The organism is Prevotella bivia DSM 20514 (assembly GCF_000262545.1).
Classification (GTDB): Bacteria; Bacteroidota; Bacteroidia; order Bacteroidales; family Bacteroidaceae; genus Prevotella; species Prevotella bivia.
This window is the reverse complement of sequence record NZ_JH660660.1, coordinates 494,666-510,354: the sequence shown is the minus strand read 5'-3', so window position 1 is coordinate 510,354 and position 15,689 is coordinate 494,666. Positions and strand designations below refer to the sequence as shown.

Annotated in this window: 13 protein-coding genes and 2 pseudogenes; 9 read left to right on the top strand and 6 right to left on the bottom strand. The window is 42.1% G+C overall.

Annotation, left to right across the window (positions count from 1 at the left end; all coding sequences use genetic code 11):
- Positions 1–105 precede the first annotated feature (105 nt).
- Positions 106–840: pseudogene (locus tag PREBIDRAFT_RS04525) on the bottom strand (TraM recognition domain-containing protein); the annotation flags it as partial.
- 179 nt (positions 841–1,019) lie between these two features.
- Between PREBIDRAFT_RS04525 and istA (PREBIDRAFT_RS04520) the strand changes: the two are divergent.
- From istA (PREBIDRAFT_RS04520) to PREBIDRAFT_RS04485, 8 genes are all read left to right on the top strand, one after another.
- Complete coding sequence (gene istA, locus PREBIDRAFT_RS04520; RefSeq protein WP_004337046.1) at positions 1,020–2,609, top strand: IS21 family transposase; 1,590 nt, start codon at positions 1,020–1,022, stop codon at positions 2,607–2,609.
- 6 nt (positions 2,610–2,615) lie between these two features.
- Complete coding sequence (gene istB, locus PREBIDRAFT_RS04515) at positions 2,616–3,404, top strand: IS21-like element helper ATPase IstB (RefSeq protein WP_004337048.1); 789 nt, start codon at positions 2,616–2,618, stop codon at positions 3,402–3,404.
- 85 nt (positions 3,405–3,489) lie between these two features.
- A complete protein-coding gene (gene traN, locus PREBIDRAFT_RS04510) occupies positions 3,490–4,386 on the top strand; it encodes a conjugative transposon protein TraN (RefSeq protein ID WP_004339338.1) in 897 nt (298 codons plus the stop codon).
- The gene (locus tag PREBIDRAFT_RS04505; RefSeq protein ID WP_004336249.1) at positions 4,380–4,970 is read left to right on the top strand and encodes a conjugal transfer protein TraO; all 591 of its coding nucleotides are present in this window, start codon (positions 4,380–4,382) and stop codon (positions 4,968–4,970) included. The genes traN and PREBIDRAFT_RS04505 overlap by 7 nt, the downstream gene beginning before the upstream one ends.
- A gap of 12 nt (positions 4,971–4,982) precedes the next feature.
- Complete coding sequence (locus PREBIDRAFT_RS04500) at positions 4,983–5,435, top strand: DUF3872 domain-containing protein (protein ID WP_004336250.1); 453 nt, start codon at positions 4,983–4,985, stop codon at positions 5,433–5,435.
- Positions 5,436–5,453: 18 nt separating this feature from the next.
- On the top strand, positions 5,454–5,963 hold the full coding sequence (locus tag PREBIDRAFT_RS04495; protein ID WP_004336251.1) for a glycoside hydrolase family protein: 510 nt from the start codon (positions 5,454–5,456) through the stop codon (positions 5,961–5,963).
- A 196-nt stretch (positions 5,964–6,159) separates the two neighbouring features.
- Positions 6,160–7,125, top strand: a complete 966-nt coding sequence (locus PREBIDRAFT_RS04490; RefSeq protein ID WP_004336252.1) for an IS30 family transposase — start codon at positions 6,160–6,162, stop codon at positions 7,123–7,125.
- Between the two features lie 84 nt (positions 7,126–7,209).
- Entirely contained in the window at positions 7,210–7,689 is a 480-nt protein-coding gene (locus PREBIDRAFT_RS04485; RefSeq protein ID WP_000700631.1) for a Csac_0668 family 2Fe-2S cluster-binding (seleno)protein, read from the top strand.
- A gap of 324 nt (positions 7,690–8,013) precedes the next feature.
- On the opposite strand, the gene PREBIDRAFT_RS04480 is transcribed toward PREBIDRAFT_RS04485, so the two are convergent.
- On the bottom strand, positions 8,014–10,140 hold the full coding sequence (locus PREBIDRAFT_RS04480) for a heavy metal translocating P-type ATPase (protein WP_004336256.1): 2,127 nt from the start codon (positions 10,138–10,140) through the stop codon (positions 8,014–8,016).
- 275 nt (positions 10,141–10,415) lie between these two features.
- Here PREBIDRAFT_RS04480 and PREBIDRAFT_RS04475 point away from each other — a divergent pair, with 275 nt between their 5' ends.
- Complete coding sequence (locus PREBIDRAFT_RS04475; RefSeq protein WP_036875457.1) at positions 10,416–11,477, top strand: hypothetical protein; 1,062 nt, start codon at positions 10,416–10,418, stop codon at positions 11,475–11,477.
- A 67-nt stretch (positions 11,478–11,544) separates the two neighbouring features.
- On the opposite strand, the gene istB (PREBIDRAFT_RS04470) is transcribed toward PREBIDRAFT_RS04475, so the two are convergent.
- From istB (PREBIDRAFT_RS04470) to PREBIDRAFT_RS04455, 4 genes and pseudogenes are all read right to left on the bottom strand, one after another.
- On the bottom strand, positions 11,545–12,333 hold the full coding sequence (istB, locus tag PREBIDRAFT_RS04470; protein WP_004337048.1) for an IS21-like element helper ATPase IstB: 789 nt from the start codon (positions 12,331–12,333) through the stop codon (positions 11,545–11,547).
- A gap of 6 nt (positions 12,334–12,339) precedes the next feature.
- Positions 12,340–13,929 (bottom strand): IS21 family transposase, encoded by a 1,590-nt coding sequence (gene istA, locus PREBIDRAFT_RS04465; protein ID WP_004337046.1) that lies wholly within the window; start codon positions 13,927–13,929, stop codon positions 12,340–12,342.
- A gap of 180 nt (positions 13,930–14,109) precedes the next feature.
- Positions 14,110–14,262: pseudogene (locus PREBIDRAFT_RS11880) on the bottom strand (toprim domain-containing protein); the annotation flags it as partial.
- A gap of 20 nt (positions 14,263–14,282) precedes the next feature.
- Positions 14,283–15,680: a DUF4099 domain-containing protein gene (locus PREBIDRAFT_RS04455; RefSeq protein ID WP_004336030.1), complete on the bottom strand. Its 1,398-nt coding sequence runs from the start codon at positions 15,678–15,680 to the stop codon at positions 14,283–14,285.
- Positions 15,681–15,689: the final 9 nt, after the last annotated feature.

The window sequence follows — 15,689 nt, the reverse complement described above, 5'->3', positions numbered from 1 at the left end:
ACGATTTTACCCGTCAGAACTGAAGTGCCCCCCAAAAAAATTGTATCCAACTTTTGGGGGTCACTTCAAACTTCGATAGGGATAATTTTCAATTTTGGGGACTTGTTAGACAGTCTCATTATCTGGTAGCAGTTTACACAGCACCGGATCGTTTTTGATACGCTCCAGTTCCTCCTGCACAATCTGCTTCACCTCTTCCTTGATGCGCCGGTAGTTCGCCTGCACCGTTTCCTTCATGCGGTCGTTGCCGTCCTCGTCCGTGAAGTTTGTAATGACGGGAATTTTCTTGTAGGCACTTTCTTCCCGTTTCACCTTTTCGGCATCCACCACAATCTCGCAATGAAAAATCTTCTGCTCGATACGCTCGTTGAAGTTGTCGGATACAGAACCGACAAACATTCCCTGCGTAAGCCCGGAAATCTTACTCGGTGGAATGAGCGCGTCCATCTGCGTGTTGATGGAGGTGGAAACATCCTGCCGGTTGATGGAGATGGACTGCCGTTTCTGCAACACCTTACCGAACCGCTCGGAGAGCGTCTTGGCTGTTTCCCCCACCACCTGACCGGAGAAAATATTGCCGACAGTGTTCATCACCACTTTCGCCTCTTTGTCCCCGTAGTCACGCACTAACTGGCTGAAATCCTGAAAGCCCAGACACACGGCAACCTTGTTGCTTCGGGCGGTAGCTATAAGATTGTCCAACCCTTTGAAGTATATTGTGGGCAACTCGTCGATGATGACCGATGACTTCAGCATCCCCTTCTTGTTGATGAGCTTCACGATACGGGAATTATACAGACCGAGTGCCGCACCGTAGATATTCTGACGGTCGGGATTGTTGGAAAAGCCACACTAATTTGACCCACGCTGGCAAGTATTTTAGACCCAGTAAGGTTAAAATAACCAGCCCCACCTTGCCAAAATAAGAATGACCCTTTGAAACGCTAGTTTTTTAGGGTCATTTTGTAGTTTTGTGTTACTGTCCTGGTCGGCATTAAAAACATAAAACTATTATTTATATGACAAAATTAAAGAATTTATTGCGCTGTTACGCATCTGGTATGGGAATAAGAAGTATTTCTAGTACTTTCCATATATCTCGTAACACCCTCCGCAAGTATGTCCGTAAATTCCAAGAAAGTGGCTTGTCTATGGAGCAAATTCTGTCGCTTTCAGATGATAAGCTAGCGGACTTGTTTTCAGATGGGCATTCTCGTAACCGTCCGCCTTCTGCTCGTAAGTTGGAGTTAGAGGCACTTGTTCCTGATTATGTGAAACGGCTTAGCAAGAAGGGTGTTTCTATCTTATCTCTTCACACGGAGTATCTCAAAACTCATCCTAATGGTTACCAGTATTCTACTTTCAAACACGCAATCCATGCCTACAGATGTCAAACACGAGCCGTAGGACATGTAGAGCACCTTGCTGGCGATCAGATGTATATTGATTATGCGGGTGATAAACTAGAGATAGTCGAAGAACAGACGGGTGAGGTGCGGAAGGTAGAGGTTTTTGTGGCTACCCTTCCATGCAGTCATTACACCTATTGCGAGGCAGTGTGGTCGCAGAAGAAGGAAGACCTTATCGTTGCTTGCGAGAATGCTCTTCATTTCTTTGGTGGTGTACCCAAGGCTGTTGTGCCTGACAACTTAAAATCAGCCGTTATCCGCAGTGATCGTAATGAGCCTGTTATCAATGACGACTTCGCTGCTATGGCTGAATTTTATGACATGGCTGTTTATCCAGCTAGGGTGCGCCGTCCCAAGGACAAGGCACTGGTTGAGAATGCTGTAAAGCTAATGTATCGGTCGGTATATGTAGATATTGAAGGGCAAATTTTCCATAATCTAGAATCACTTAATATTGCTATACGCACATCTTTAGAAGCATTTAATAGCCGTAGATTGAGTGGACGTAAGGAATCCCGCCAAGAACTATTTGAGGAAATGGAAAAAGATTTTCTTCGTCCTCTTCCTACCGCTCGCTATCAGATGAAGTCTAGAAAGTCTGCTACTGTCATGGCTAATAGCTTCGTTATGCTAAGAAAGCATAGTTATAGTGTTCCAACAGAGTATATCGGCAAACGTATGGAGCTTATTTACGATAATGACAATGTTCAAATCTACTATGGGTTAAAGTTAGTTACCATCCATCAGCGAGATGATACTCCCTATACCTACTCACAGAAAGATGCACATAATCTTCCTGGTCATCATGGTAGCTTTGAAAAGGATTTGGAGGAAATATATCAACGGGCAGGGCAAATAGACAACATCCTTCTGCTTTATCTCAAGGAAGTCGCTACGCAGATGAAATATCCACCAAAAGCCTTCCGCTCTTGCCGTGGTATCATGTCGCTGGAGAAGAAGTATGGCATGGCTCGTCTAGTAGCAGCTTGTAACTGTGCTTCGGAAGGACGACGCTATGGCTATAATGAGATAAAGGATATACTACAGAAGGGTGATGATGCTTCCTATATATCTATGGATGAAGATAATATGGAGCTATCTCCTGAATATAAATCAAAAACGCATAAGAACATACGAGGCAAGGATTATTTCTCAAAGCAATTATCCAATAATAACAATAATAGCAAACAATTAAAGTAAACAACTATGGAACTAAATAATAATAAGACAGCACCTATTGTGCAAGAAATGGATAAGAATCAGTTATCTCTTGATTTAATGCATAGAATGAGGCTTACGGGTATGGCAACTGCCTTTGAAGAAAGTCTAACAACTACAATTGCAGATACGATGACACCAGATGCCTTTTTATCATGGCTCTTATCTCGAGAATGGGACTATCGTTCCGCAGCTGCTATTGAAAGACTCATAAAATCAGCAGGGTTTAGATATAAAGCCTATCCTGAGCAAATAGATTATAATATCAATCGCAACCTTAGCCAAAACAAAATGGAGAGAATACTCTCACTTGATTTTATCAAGCAAGGACGCAATATATTTATTACTGGTTCATCAGGAACTGGTAAAAGTTTTATCGCTACAGCTATAGGCTATCATGCTTGTAAAAATGGTATTAGAACGATGTATGCTAATATGTCAAAATTACTAGGGATACTTAAAGTCGCCAAGAATAAAGGAACGTTAGAAACAGAGCTAAAGAAGATAGAGCGATGTCGCTTGTTAATCCTCGACGATGCCTTCCTTGTACCTGTAGATGCAAAAGAGCGTCCTATATTACTTGATATTATAGAAGATAGGCATGAAAGGAAGTCGATTATCATATCTTCTCAACTTCCTGTGGACAACTGGTACGATGCAATAGGCGACCCTACCGTGGCAGATGCTGTACTAGATAGAATCGTGCATAGCTCATATCAAATAGAACTAACTGGAGAGAGTCTTAGAAAGATAAAAGCAAAGAATATTGGTAGGTAATAGCGAAATAAAATGACCCACCCGACCAGGGCATTTAGTGGGTCAATAATAAATCGTTTTACTGGGTCTAAAATACTTTGCCAGCGTGGGTCAAATTAGTGTGGCTTTTCCAACACCAAACCGTCCGCTTACTTCGGGCGAACTCTTTCAAGGGATGAGCCGTGCCATACCAACGGGGCGTGTCGTACTGCCTTATGGTCTTGACGTTACCTTTGACAAGACCGTGCATCTTATCTTCCCTTCTACTATTCGTTATGTAGACTTAGGTTCGCAGAATATCATTGCAGGGAAAGCGGAGGATGCTGAGAACGTGTTGCGCGTGAAGGCTGCCGTGAAGGACTTTGAGACGGAAACCAACATGAGCGTGATTTGTGAGGACGGCTCGTTTTATGCTTTCAATGTCAAATATGCCGATGAGCCTGAGAAGTTAAGTATCGAGATGAAAGACTTCTTGTCACCAACGGACGGACGCCTGCCAAGTAATCGCTCTGACATTTACTTTAAGGAACTCGGCAACGAGTCGCCCGTATTAGTAAAGCTGATGATGCAGACTATCTATCAGAACGACAAGCGTACCATCAAACATATCGGTGCACAACAGTTCGGCATGAAGTTCCTGCTTCGTGGCTTGTATGCCCATAACGGCTTGCTGTATTTCCACACTCGTATGGAAAACGGCACGAATATGCCGTACTCAGTGGATTTTATCACGTTCAGGGTGGTGGATAAGAAGATGGCAAAGCGCACTGCCATACAAGAACAGGTGTTGCAGCCGCTTCGTGCCTATCATCAGGTGATGCAGGTAAAGGGCAAGGATAGCGAGCATTCCGTGTTCGTATTGGAGCAGTTTGCCCTCTCGGAGGATAAGCAACTTGAAGTGACACTCTATGAGAGAAATGGCGGTCGTACACTGACTTTTTATGTAACGGCAGAAGACCTGCAGTTGGCAAAGAAGATTGATAATCTCAAACTGAAATGGTAATGAAAAAAAAGAATATCATTTTGACAGTATGCGTTGCGGTGGCTATGACTTTCAGTCTGCCATCGCAGGCACAGCGACTTATCCCCAAGCAAAGGGGAATAGAGGTCGTAGGGAGTGTTCCGCTTATCAAGGGAGAGAAGCTTTTTACAGATGATAATTTCGGTGTAGGCATATCGCTTCCCCGTTATCTCAAAAAGGAGAACTACACCTTTGTTATGGCAGAGTATGAACAGCAGAATATGCCGTACAGGAGTTATAACGTAAACCTCAAGGATGCGCTTTTGCAGGTAGGCTATATGCACCAGATACTCTCCGACAATGGCAAGAACGTGTTCCTCTATGGTGGCATATCCGCATTAGGTGGTTATGAAGAAATCAACGAGGATCAAAAGCTGCTGCCCGATGGGGCTACGCTGCTCGACCGTTCCCGCTTTGTCTATGGTGGTGCCGTGCATGGCTCGGTGGAAGTATTCCTTACGGACAGGCTTCTGTTTCTTGTCAAGGCACAAGGGCGGTTGCTCTTCGGCTCTGACGTGCATCGTTTCCGTCCTGCGCTTTCGGCAGGATTTAGGTTTAATCTTTAACTGGTAAAAGCAATGAAAAAGAAAATATTGAGTACTATTTGGGTAATGGGTGTGCTGACTCTTGCCGTGTTTTGCCTATCTGCTTGTGATAGGGAATTGGATGTTCAGCAGTCTTATCCGTTTACGGTGGAGACAATGCCGGTTCAGAAGGACATCATAAGAGGACAGACGGCTGAGATACGCTGCACACTGAAGAGAGGCGGTGAGTTTGCCGACACTCGCTATACTATCCGCTATTTCCAGCCCGATGGAAAGGGAACATTGAGGATGGACGATGGCACAGTGTTTAAGCCCAACGATTGCTATCCGCTCACCAAAGATGTGTTCCGCTTATACTACACCTCGCTGTCATCTGACCGTCAGACGATTGACGTGTACGTGGAGGATAATATGGGCGGTATGCAGCGACTGACCTTCAGCTTCAATAATGAGAAGGAGGATAAGGAAAAATCCACCGCACAGTAGCTACCAAAGCCTTGAACGATGCGAACGGTTAAACGCTTTGCTTTATTCTGTATGGTGTGCTTGTTCTGCCATCCGATTCTTGCCCAACGCAGAGTACGGCTGGCAGACTTGCCACCTTTTGAGCGTGCGGTAGTTGTTGTTAAATACTTTGAGGGACTTCATAATAAGCCGAAGGATTTTCCGTATGTTGGATATGGTCATCAGCTGCAACCAGGAGAACGTTTCACTGCGGATATGACGGAACGGCAGGCTGACTCACTGCTCCGTGCCGACCTTTGGAAATGCTTTGAACACTTCAAAGGCTATGGTAAGGATGCCCTGCTGCTGACCTTGCTTGCCTATAATGTGGGTGTAGGACGATTGCTTGGTTATGGCAAGCACCCCAAGAGTAGGCTGCTACGAAAGATAGAAGCAGGAGATAGAAATATCTATCGGGAGTATGTTTCGTTCTGCCAATATAAGGGAAAAGCCTTGAATGGGTTAGTTAAACGCAGACAGGTGGAGTTTGCGCTGTTTTATATTCCATGATTTTACACAGAATGACTCTTGTGCAGATTCAAAATCGAAGTGCAATAAAAGAGTACCCCTCGCCGAGAGATGCAGACGTTCTCGAAGCGTAGCGAGAGGTTGTCTGCATCTCTCGGCGAGGTAAAGAAACAATCAGCAATACAAATAAAAAAAGGGAGACCGAAATCTCCCTAAGATTAATTAATTTTGTATTGCTATGTCAAATCAACTAATCGAAGCACAAAGATACGAAATCTATCTTGGACTTCAAAGGAAATGGAGCAAATCCCGTATAGCAAGGGAAATCGAAGTGTCCTGCTCAACGGTCATCCGTGAAATCAGGCGAAACTCCAAGCCAGACGGCACGCATGTGTGGAAGTATGCACAATCCAAGTGCGAAGCCCGCAAGCACGGCTTTAAAGGCAATCACCGCAAGCCTGAGGACTTATGGTGGCGTGTTGACCGCATGATAGAGGATGAGGACTGGTCTCCCAGCCAAATTGCAGGCGTGCTCAGACGTGAGGGTATTCACATCGTGAAGCAGACCATCTACAACCACGTCCATGCAGACACCACCGGAAAACTTGCTTCACATATGCCACATAGGCTCAAATACACAAAGAGGAGCAAGGCGTTGCGTCCTACGAAGGCTACCAATATCCCTAACCGTATAAGCATACACCAGAGACCAATGCAGGCTGACGGCACGCGCTTCGGAGACTGGGAACTGGACACTATCGTCGACTCGTACGGTCATGCCATTGTCACCTTAACGGAACGCTCGACTAACTACATTCTCATGGAAAGACTGCCGCAGGGACGGAAGGCGTTACCAACGGCAAAGACCGTGGCAAAATTGCTCTTTCCATATAGGGAATCACTGCTTACCATTACCACTGACAATGGATGTGAGTTTGCCGCACACGAGGAAATAACAAGGCGGCTCAGCATGAATGGAAGAAATCCGGTGGTGGTTTACTTCACCGATTCTTACTCCTCCTGGCAGAAAGGTGCTGTAGAGAACGCAAATAAACTCATTAGAAGGTACATACCAAAAAAGGCAAACTTCAACGATTTCTCTGACCGAAAAATAATGGAAATACAAAAGAAAATAAACAGAAGACCAAGAGAAAAATTAAATTTTGATACCCCTAAATACAAATTCTTCGAAAACTTTCCATAAATTTGCATTTGCTGTTGGACTCTACAAAATTGGTTTTACCTAGTTTAAAAAAGAAATTATAATGAAAATATGGAGGCTAAGAATATGAAGATTAATAATGAATGTTGTTGTGGATGCAAAACAGAAAAGCCGGATCAAATTAAAGACAATTGTCCTGTATGTAATAATGAAGGGATTTCCGTTAGTAAAGTAACTGTTGAACATCTAGTGGTAGATGATTATCGTAATGCTGTTAACGGAGATCAATATAAGATTTGCATGAACGAGGACTGCGACGTTGTTTACTATAACTTAGATAATGAAATAAAATTCTTGAAAGACCAAGTTAGAGTTCCTATCTGGTTTAAGAAAGATGCAGATCCTAAGTATGCTTGTTATTGTAGCGAAGTCACAGAAAATCAGGTAATTGAAGCAGTTGTAAAGCATGGCGCGAAATCCGTAAAAGAAGTAAATGCCATCACTGGGGCAATGAAAAATTCTAATTGTAAAGAAAACAATCCGTTGGGAGTTTGTTGTCATAAGATTATTCAGGAAGCTATCGATAAAGGCTTGAAAATGAAATGATTACAGTCGATATGTTCCTACAAACGAGAGCCAATCTTTGATATGTTTCCATCTACGAGCGTGGATATGTTCCCCATAACCATAGGGGTTGAGACTGTAGTATTGATGTCAAGAAAATAGAATAACAAGCTATAAAACTTATAAAATCAATGGCTTATAGGATTTTAAAAGAAATCAGTTTTATAATAAATTAAAAATCGTGTTGGTAGAAAAATCGTCTACTTCTACCAACACGATTTTACAAAGAGCCAGTACTTACATCTCTTTTTCTCCTGTAAAACTATTGTATCTTGATACTTTAAGGAGTTTCAATCATTCGATCTGTTAACCGTTATTTTTTGGATCTAAACTTAATAAAATAGCATTAATGGCGACGATGACTGTTGACACAGACATTAGAATTGCTCCTAATGCAGGGCTTAATGTGATACCAATAGGAGCCAAAATTCCTGCAGCTAGAGGGATAGCTATAATGTTATAACCAGCTCCCCAAAAGAGATTTTGTTTCATTTTACGAGTTGTCTTGTGTGCTAATTCAATAAATGATTCAATATCTCCTGGATCAGATTGAGTCAAGATGACATCAGCTGAATCCAACGCCACTTGGGTTCCAGCGCCTACAGCTATACCAACATCTGCCAAGGCAAGAGAAGGAGCATCATTGACACCGTCACCTACCATGATAACTTTCTTTCCTTCTTCTTTAAGTGTTTTTACTAACTCATATTTGTCTTGTGGAGATTGATTTGATCTATATTCAATCTCTAAATCTTCTGCCGCTCCTTGAGCTGCTTTTTCATTATCACCTGTTGCCATAATTGGTTGAATATTGTTCTTTTTAAGAACTTTAATTAACTCTTTGCTCGTTGGTTTTAATTCATCCCCTAAAGCTACAGCACCAATAGCATCATCGTTTTCTACTAAGACACTGAGAGTTGCTCCTTTTGGAATATCCATATCCAGATTACGTCCGTAGGCTTTTTGGCTGATTAATTGGTAACTATGGCCCTTGGCTTTGCCTTCTACGCCAGCACCGGAAATCACATCAATTGAATCAAAAGATACTGGACTTATACCTTGCTGCTTAGCGAAGCTTATAATTGATTGAGCAATCGGGTGGCTAGATCCTCCTTCAATACCTGCCAGTAAGGCAATGATTTCCTCTTTATTATATTTGTTATTAAAAAGTTCAACGTCTAATACTTTAAACTCACCAGTTGTTAAAGTACCCGTTTTATCTAAAATCATCACATCTGCATCTTGAGCTATTTCTAAGGCTTGGCGGTCTTTTACTAGTAAGCCACGACTTGCCCCTAAGCTTGTGCTACGAGCGGTGACCAATGGAATAGCTAGACCCAAAGCGTGAGGACAAGCAATAACTAATGTAGTAGTTGTAAATATAACTGCCGTTGGCACATCTTCTATAACCATCCATGTTACAAAAGCAATTAGCGCGACAATAACAGCAATATAGAAGAGCCATCCTGCAACCTTTTGAGCAATATTTTCTACTCTGGAAGGCTGACTTTGAGCTTGGCTGATTAAATTCTGAACTTGAGATATAAAGGATTGATCACCTGTCTCATTCACTTTAATATAAAGAACCCCTTCTCCATTTGTTGAGCCTCCGATTACTTCATCGCCAGGACCTTTTTTAACTGCTTTTGATTCTCCAGTTAGAAGAGCTTCATTTAAACGTGATTCGCCACGCTCGATAGTTCCATCTGCTGGCACATTTTCTCCAGCTTGAACTCGAATTAAATCACCTACCTTTAAGTCAGCAACTGGTCGTGTTTCTATTGAATCGTCATCTAATACTACATGAGCATCTTTTGGTACTAGCTTAGCCAGTTCTTCTTGTGCATCTCCTGCTTCTCCAATAGCTTTCATCTCAATCCAGTGACCTAATAACATGATTAATAGTAATGAAGCAAATTCAAAGAAAAAATCCATAATTTGTACACCTGTTACGTAGCTTGCTATTACAGTATAAATACTATATAAATATGAAACACTTAAACCTAAAGAAACGAGAGCCATCATTCCAGGTTCTTTTTGTTTAAATTCGTCAACTGCCCCTTGATAGAATGGACGTCCACCATAAATAATTAATATAGTAGATAAAATAGCTACTACAATATCAGAATATGGAAAAGCAAACTGGAATGGTAGTTCAAACCCAGCCATAGGGGATAAGAGCATAATAATGATTCCTATTGGCAATGACTTTAAGAAAAGTTCCTTAAAGTTACCGTGATGATGATGCTCATGCCCACCGTGCCCGCTGTGGTCATGCCCACTGTGCCCGCTGTGATCATGCCCAGCATGATGTTCTTGATGTTGATCCTTATAGTCTCCATGTTCTTCCGTGCTTACGTGCTCATGTTTTGAATGATCCATGTCGCCATGATTATGGTGACTGTGGGATAAATGTTTGTTGTAATTGTTCATTTTAAATTCCTCCTTATACTTAATAATGATGTAAATGACATTTGCATTGTCTATGCGATTCCTGAAAAAAGTACACAGTTGATTGAATATTACTGGGACTGTATACCGGTCATTGGATTAAGACCTGAGAGTGTACACACCCGAAACGGGTTAGGTGCCAACTCATATACAAAGGTACATATATTCTCTCGTTTGGCAAAATCCGACTTTGCACAGAAACGATCTGTGGCGTCCCTTTCGGCTTAAATGATGCCGCAATAAATTATATTTGGAATTTGGCAATTTATGATTTGTACCGTAAAATTATTTCCTATGGTATTGAATATTTCTCCAGTGCGATTAATTGGGAGGGTAAAAAATTAAAAACAATTGAAGACTTAAGAGAAGTAAAAGATTATCAAATTATCTCTGGTACTTTTTCTCTCGGCATCATTCCACATGAGGCCCATTTCTATCTTGAACAGTGTCGAGAAATACGGAATAATTTCTCAACAGCTCATTTTCCTATGGGTGCATTAGATAAGATAGAGACATTTAATTTTATCAAGAATTGCATAAAGTATGTTCTTACATACGATCTACCAGCTCCAGGATTGCAAATTAAAGACCTCATAGAAAATTTGTCATCAGAAAAACTTGAGAAAGGTGAGGAGATATGTGCTATTATAGAAAATCAGTCGTCAAAAATTCATGGTCCTATTTTACATAATTTGTTTTCAAATTATATCAAACCTGATTGTAATGCAAATCTAAAATACAATGTAAAATTGATTGCTCCATCATTATGGAATATTGTTTCTGAAGATGTAAAAAGTAGTATAGCTGTTAAGTTTGCATCTCTGCGAGAAGTTAAAGGGAAAGATGGAGCTAATGAAGCACTAAGCTTTTTAAAACTAGTTAATGGTGTTTCTTATATACCAGAATCTTATAAAGAAGTTATTTTTAAGAAACACGCTCAGTTTCTCATAGATGCTCATTATGAATGGAACAATTTTTATAATGAACCAAATTTTGCCAAAGAACTTGATGCCTTAGGATATGAAATTCCAATTGCATCCTTAAACACCTATTTAAAAGCAGTTTTATTATCTTATTTAGGAAATTGTTATGGAGTTTCTAAAGATGCCCAAGAATATAATGAAAAGATGCTTTTAAATTTAACCCAAACAGGAATAAGAGGATTGTTTAGATTAATTGACAAAAATGTAGATATCGTAAGAATTTTATCAAGTATAGGTCCTGTTAATAGGCTCAAATCCCTTATGGATTTAATAAAAGAAAAAACAATGCTCTGGAAAAGCCACACTAATTTGACCCACGCTGGCAAAGTATTTTAGACCCAGTAAAACGATTTATTATTGACCCACTAAATGCCCTGGTCGGGTGGGTCATTTTATTTCGCTATTACCTACCAATATTCTTTGCTTTTATCTTTCTAAGACTCTCTCCAGTTAGTTCTATTTGATATGAGCTATGCACGATTCTATCTAGTACAGCATCTGCCACGGTAGGGTCGCCTATTGCATCGTACCAGTTGTCCACAGGAAGTTGAGAAGATATGATAATCGACTTCCTTTCATGCCTATCTTCTATAATATCAAGTAATATAGGACGCTCTTTTGCATCTACAGGTACAAGGAAGGCATCGTCGAGGATTAACAAGCGACATCGCTCTATCTTCTTTAGCTCTGTTTCTAACGTTCCTTTATTCTTGGCGACTTTAAGTATCCCTAGTAATTTTGACATATTAGCATACATCGTTCTAATACCATTTTTACAAGCATGATAGCCTATAGCTGTAGCGATAAAACTTTTACCAGTTCCTGATGAACCAGTAATAAATATATTGCGTCCTTGCTTGATAAAATCAAGTGAGAGTATTCTCTCCATTTTGTTTTGGCTAAGGTTGCGATTGATATTATAATCTATTTGCTCAGGATAGGCTTTATATCTAAACCCTGCTGATTTTATGAGTCTTTCAATAGCAGCTGCGGAACGATAGTCCCATTCTCGAGATAAGAGCCATGATAAAAAGGCATCTGGTGTCATCGTATCTGCAATTGTAGTTGTTAGACTTTCTTCAAAGGCAGTTGCCATACCCGTAAGCCTCATTCTATGCATTAAATCAAGAGATAACTGATTCTTATCCATTTCTTGCACAATAGGTGCTGTCTTATTATTATTTAGTTCCATAGTTGTTTACTTTAATTGTTTGCTATTATTGTTATTATTGGATAATTGCTTTGAGAAATAATCCTTGCCTCGTATGTTCTTATGCGTTTTTGATTTATATTCAGGAGATAGCTCCATATTATCTTCATCCATAGATATATAGGAAGCATCATCACCCTTCTGTAGTATATCCTTTATCTCATTATAGCCATAGCGTCGTCCTTCCGAAGCACAGTTACAAGCTGCTACTAGACGAGCCATGCCATACTTCTTCTCCAGCGACATGATACCACGGCAAGAGCGGAAGGCTTTTGGTGGATATTTCATCTGCGTAGCGACTTCCTTGAGATAAAGCAGAAGGATGTTGTCTATTTGCCCTGCCCGTTGATATATTTCCTCCAAATCCTTTTCAAAGCTACCATGATGACCAGGAAGATTATGTGCATCTTTCTGTGAGTAGGTATAGGGAGTATCATCTCGCTGATGGATGGTAACTAACTTTAACCCATAGTAGATTTGAACATTGTCATTATCGTAAATAAGCTCCATACGTTTGCCGATATACTCTGTTGGAACACTATAACTATGCTTTCTTAGCATAACGAAGCTATTAGCCATGACAGTAGCAGACTTTCTAGACTTCATCTGATAGCGAGCGGTAGGAAGAGGACGAAGAAAATCTTTTTCCATTTCCTCAAATAGTTCTTGGCGGGATTCCTTACGTCCACTCAATCTACGGCTATTAAATGCTTCTAAAGATGTGCGTATAGCAATATTAAGTGATTCTAGATTATGGAAAATTTGCCCTTCAATATCTACATATACCGACCGATACATTAGCTTTACAGCATTCTCAACCAGTGCCTTGTCCTTGGGACGGCGCACCCTAGCTGGATAAACAGCCATGTCATAAAATTCAGCCATAGCAGCGAAGTCGTCATTGATAACAGGCTCATTACGATCACTGCGGATAACGGCTGATTTTAAGTTGTCAGGCACAACAGCCTTGGGTACACCACCAAAGAAATGAAGAGCATTCTCGCAAGCAACGATAAGGTCTTCCTTCTTCTGCGACCACACTGCCTCGCAATAGGTGTAATGACTGCATGGAAGGGTAGCCACAAAAACCTCTACCTTCCGCACCTCACCCGTCTGTTCTTCGACTATCTCTAGTTTATCACCCGCATAATCAATATACATCTGATCGCCAGCAAGGTGCTCTACATGTCCTACGGCTCGTGTTTGACATCTGTAGGCATGGATTGCGTGTTTGAAAGTAGAATACTGGTAACCATTAGGATGAGTTTTGAGATACTCCGTGTGAAGAGATAAGATAGAAACACCCTTCTTGCTAAGCCGTTTCACATAATCAGGAACAAGTGCCTCTAACTCCAACTTACGAGCAGAAGGCGGACGGTTACGAGAATGCCCATCTGAAAACAAGTCCGCTAGCTTATCATCTGAAAGCGACAGAATTTGCTCCATAGACAAGCCACTTTCTTGGAATTTACGGACATACTTGCGGAGGGTGTTACGAGATATATGGAAAGTACTAGAAATACTTCTTATTCCCATACCAGATGCGTAACAGCGCAATAAATTCTTTAATTTTGTCATATAAATAATAGTTTTATGTTTTTAATGCCGACCAGGACAGTAACACAAAACTACAAAATGACCCTAAAAAACTAGCGTTTCAAAGGGTCATTCTTATTTTGGCAAGGTGGGGCTGGTTATTTTAACCTTACTGGGTCTAAAATACTTGCCAGCGTGGGTCAAATTAGTGTGGCTTTTCCATTCGGGCATGGCAAGGGTAATAAGATGTCCCATCGCCCAAGTAACCACATAGCCACTACCTTCTATATATCCGTCTTGTCTATTATTTGCCCCAACGATACGGGCAATGTCTCTGGCTACCGAGGGTTTCTCGGCGATAATACAAGTTGTCATAGTCGGTAAAGGATTAAGGGTTACATCTTACGTCCACGGGACTTCTTCTGCTTGTTTTCGTCCTGCTTCTGCTTTTGGGCGGCAGTAGGTTGTGTCTGCCCGGTCTTCAACGGCTCCTTCACGTTCTTGGTGGCTTCGTTGGTCTTACCGTGATTATTCACGGCAACCTGTGTCTTGTGTTCCTCCGCCACGGCTTCGACCTTGACGTTTTTTTGGCTCTTATCGGGATTCCATTTATAGAAACGAGGACGGTTCTGCTCCTTGTCCATACGGACATAGGCATTAAATGAGTTGCCCTCCTTATCGACCATGTTCTTCAGATAGAGCGTGCGCCCATTGTCCAAGGCTTCACGCTGCTTCGCTGAGAGTTCCAAGCCGCAGAGTTTGCGGGGTGCGCCCTGCTGTTGTGTCTGCTGCTGGCGTTCCTTGAAACCACGGTTGTTGTCGAAGATAAACTCAATCCCCTTCCGTTCGGCATTGACCTGCAGGGTGGCATTGAAGGTCTTGCCGCTCTTGGCTGTCATGCCCTCCATCTTCACGGCTTTGCCCTCCACGAGGTCTTTGTATTGTGCATCGGAAAGCGTAACACCCTTGATTTCCTTGGGAATGTTCACGCGGTCGGCACGCAGGGCGACAAGTTCATTGGTCTGTGGGTCGATGGAAACGTAGGCGGCAAAAGGCTCTCCGTTCTTGGGTGTTACCTCAATGGTCTTGCCGAGGTTGCCTGTAGTGAGTAGTTGCTCCTTATCTTCGGGCGAGAACTTATACCCCATATAGGGAAAATCGAGTTGTGGCTCTTTCCTCAAAGGATGGATAGCCAGCCCGATGTTGCCCTCGCCGTCCGTGCGGAAGGCAAGACGTGCATCGGTGTAGATGGTGGTATCGCCCATCGGGATGGCAATCGTAACGAGATTGCTTTTCTGCCAGTTGAGCATATTTGTGAGTTCTCCGCTCTGCTCCAACTGCTCACGGGAAAGTCCGAGGCGGTCGAGTTGCTTCCAGTCCACTTTCTCCGGGTCGATGGCGGTGGTGTTCTTCTGCTGTGGCAGATAGTCCTCAAAGGGTACGCCAATCTCTGCCAGCTGCTGCTTGCTTTCGGGCTTCTCACGGCTTTGGAGCAGGGTGCGCAGGTTGCCCACGCCCTGCTCCACATTGCTTGCCACCACCTTGTACAGTCCGAAACGGGTCGGCTCGTTGAACTGACGAAGGAAATTCTTCATGAAGTTCTCCAAGAGTCCCTCCTTGCTGTTGAACTTCAGAAATGCTGCTTGGTTGACGGCGGTGGCTTCGGTGGTCTTGAGGTTGCCCTTGTCGTCGATACCAGATACTACGGAGAGTTTCCCCGTTTCTTTCTCGTTCTTTACCTCTGTGCGGTCTTCCAAGACCAGCACATAGTTGTCATTGCTGTTTGATTCCATTTTTTATAA

What these genes read in the sequence shown, in the direction of transcription:
- istA (WP_004337046.1), top strand. Translation starts at nt 1,020, where the DNA reads ATGACAAAATTAAAGAATTTATTGCGCTGTTACGCATCTGGTATGGGA.
- istB (WP_004337048.1), top strand. Translation starts at nt 2,616, where the DNA reads ATGGAACTAAATAATAATAAGACAGCACCTATTGTGCAAGAAATGGAT.
- PREBIDRAFT_RS04505 (WP_004336249.1), top strand. Translation starts at nt 4,380, where the DNA reads ATGGTAATGAAAAAAAAGAATATCATTTTGACAGTATGCGTTGCGGTG.
- PREBIDRAFT_RS04500 (WP_004336250.1), top strand. Translation starts at nt 4,983, where the DNA reads ATGAAAAAGAAAATATTGAGTACTATTTGGGTAATGGGTGTGCTGACT.
- PREBIDRAFT_RS04495 (WP_004336251.1), top strand. Translation starts at nt 5,454, where the DNA reads ATGCGAACGGTTAAACGCTTTGCTTTATTCTGTATGGTGTGCTTGTTC.
- PREBIDRAFT_RS04490 (WP_004336252.1), top strand. Translation starts at nt 6,160, where the DNA reads ATGTCAAATCAACTAATCGAAGCACAAAGATACGAAATCTATCTTGGA.
- PREBIDRAFT_RS04485 (WP_000700631.1), top strand. Translation starts at nt 7,210, where the DNA reads ATGAAGATTAATAATGAATGTTGTTGTGGATGCAAAACAGAAAAGCCG.
- PREBIDRAFT_RS04480 (WP_004336256.1), bottom strand. Translation starts at nt 10,140, where the DNA reads ATGAACAATTACAACAAACATTTATCCCACAGTCACCATAATCATGGC.
- istB (WP_004337048.1), bottom strand. Translation starts at nt 12,333, where the DNA reads ATGGAACTAAATAATAATAAGACAGCACCTATTGTGCAAGAAATGGAT.
- istA (WP_004337046.1), bottom strand. Translation starts at nt 13,929, where the DNA reads ATGACAAAATTAAAGAATTTATTGCGCTGTTACGCATCTGGTATGGGA.
- PREBIDRAFT_RS04455 (WP_004336030.1), bottom strand. Translation starts at nt 15,680, where the DNA reads ATGGAATCAAACAGCAATGACAACTATGTGCTGGTCTTGGAAGACCGC.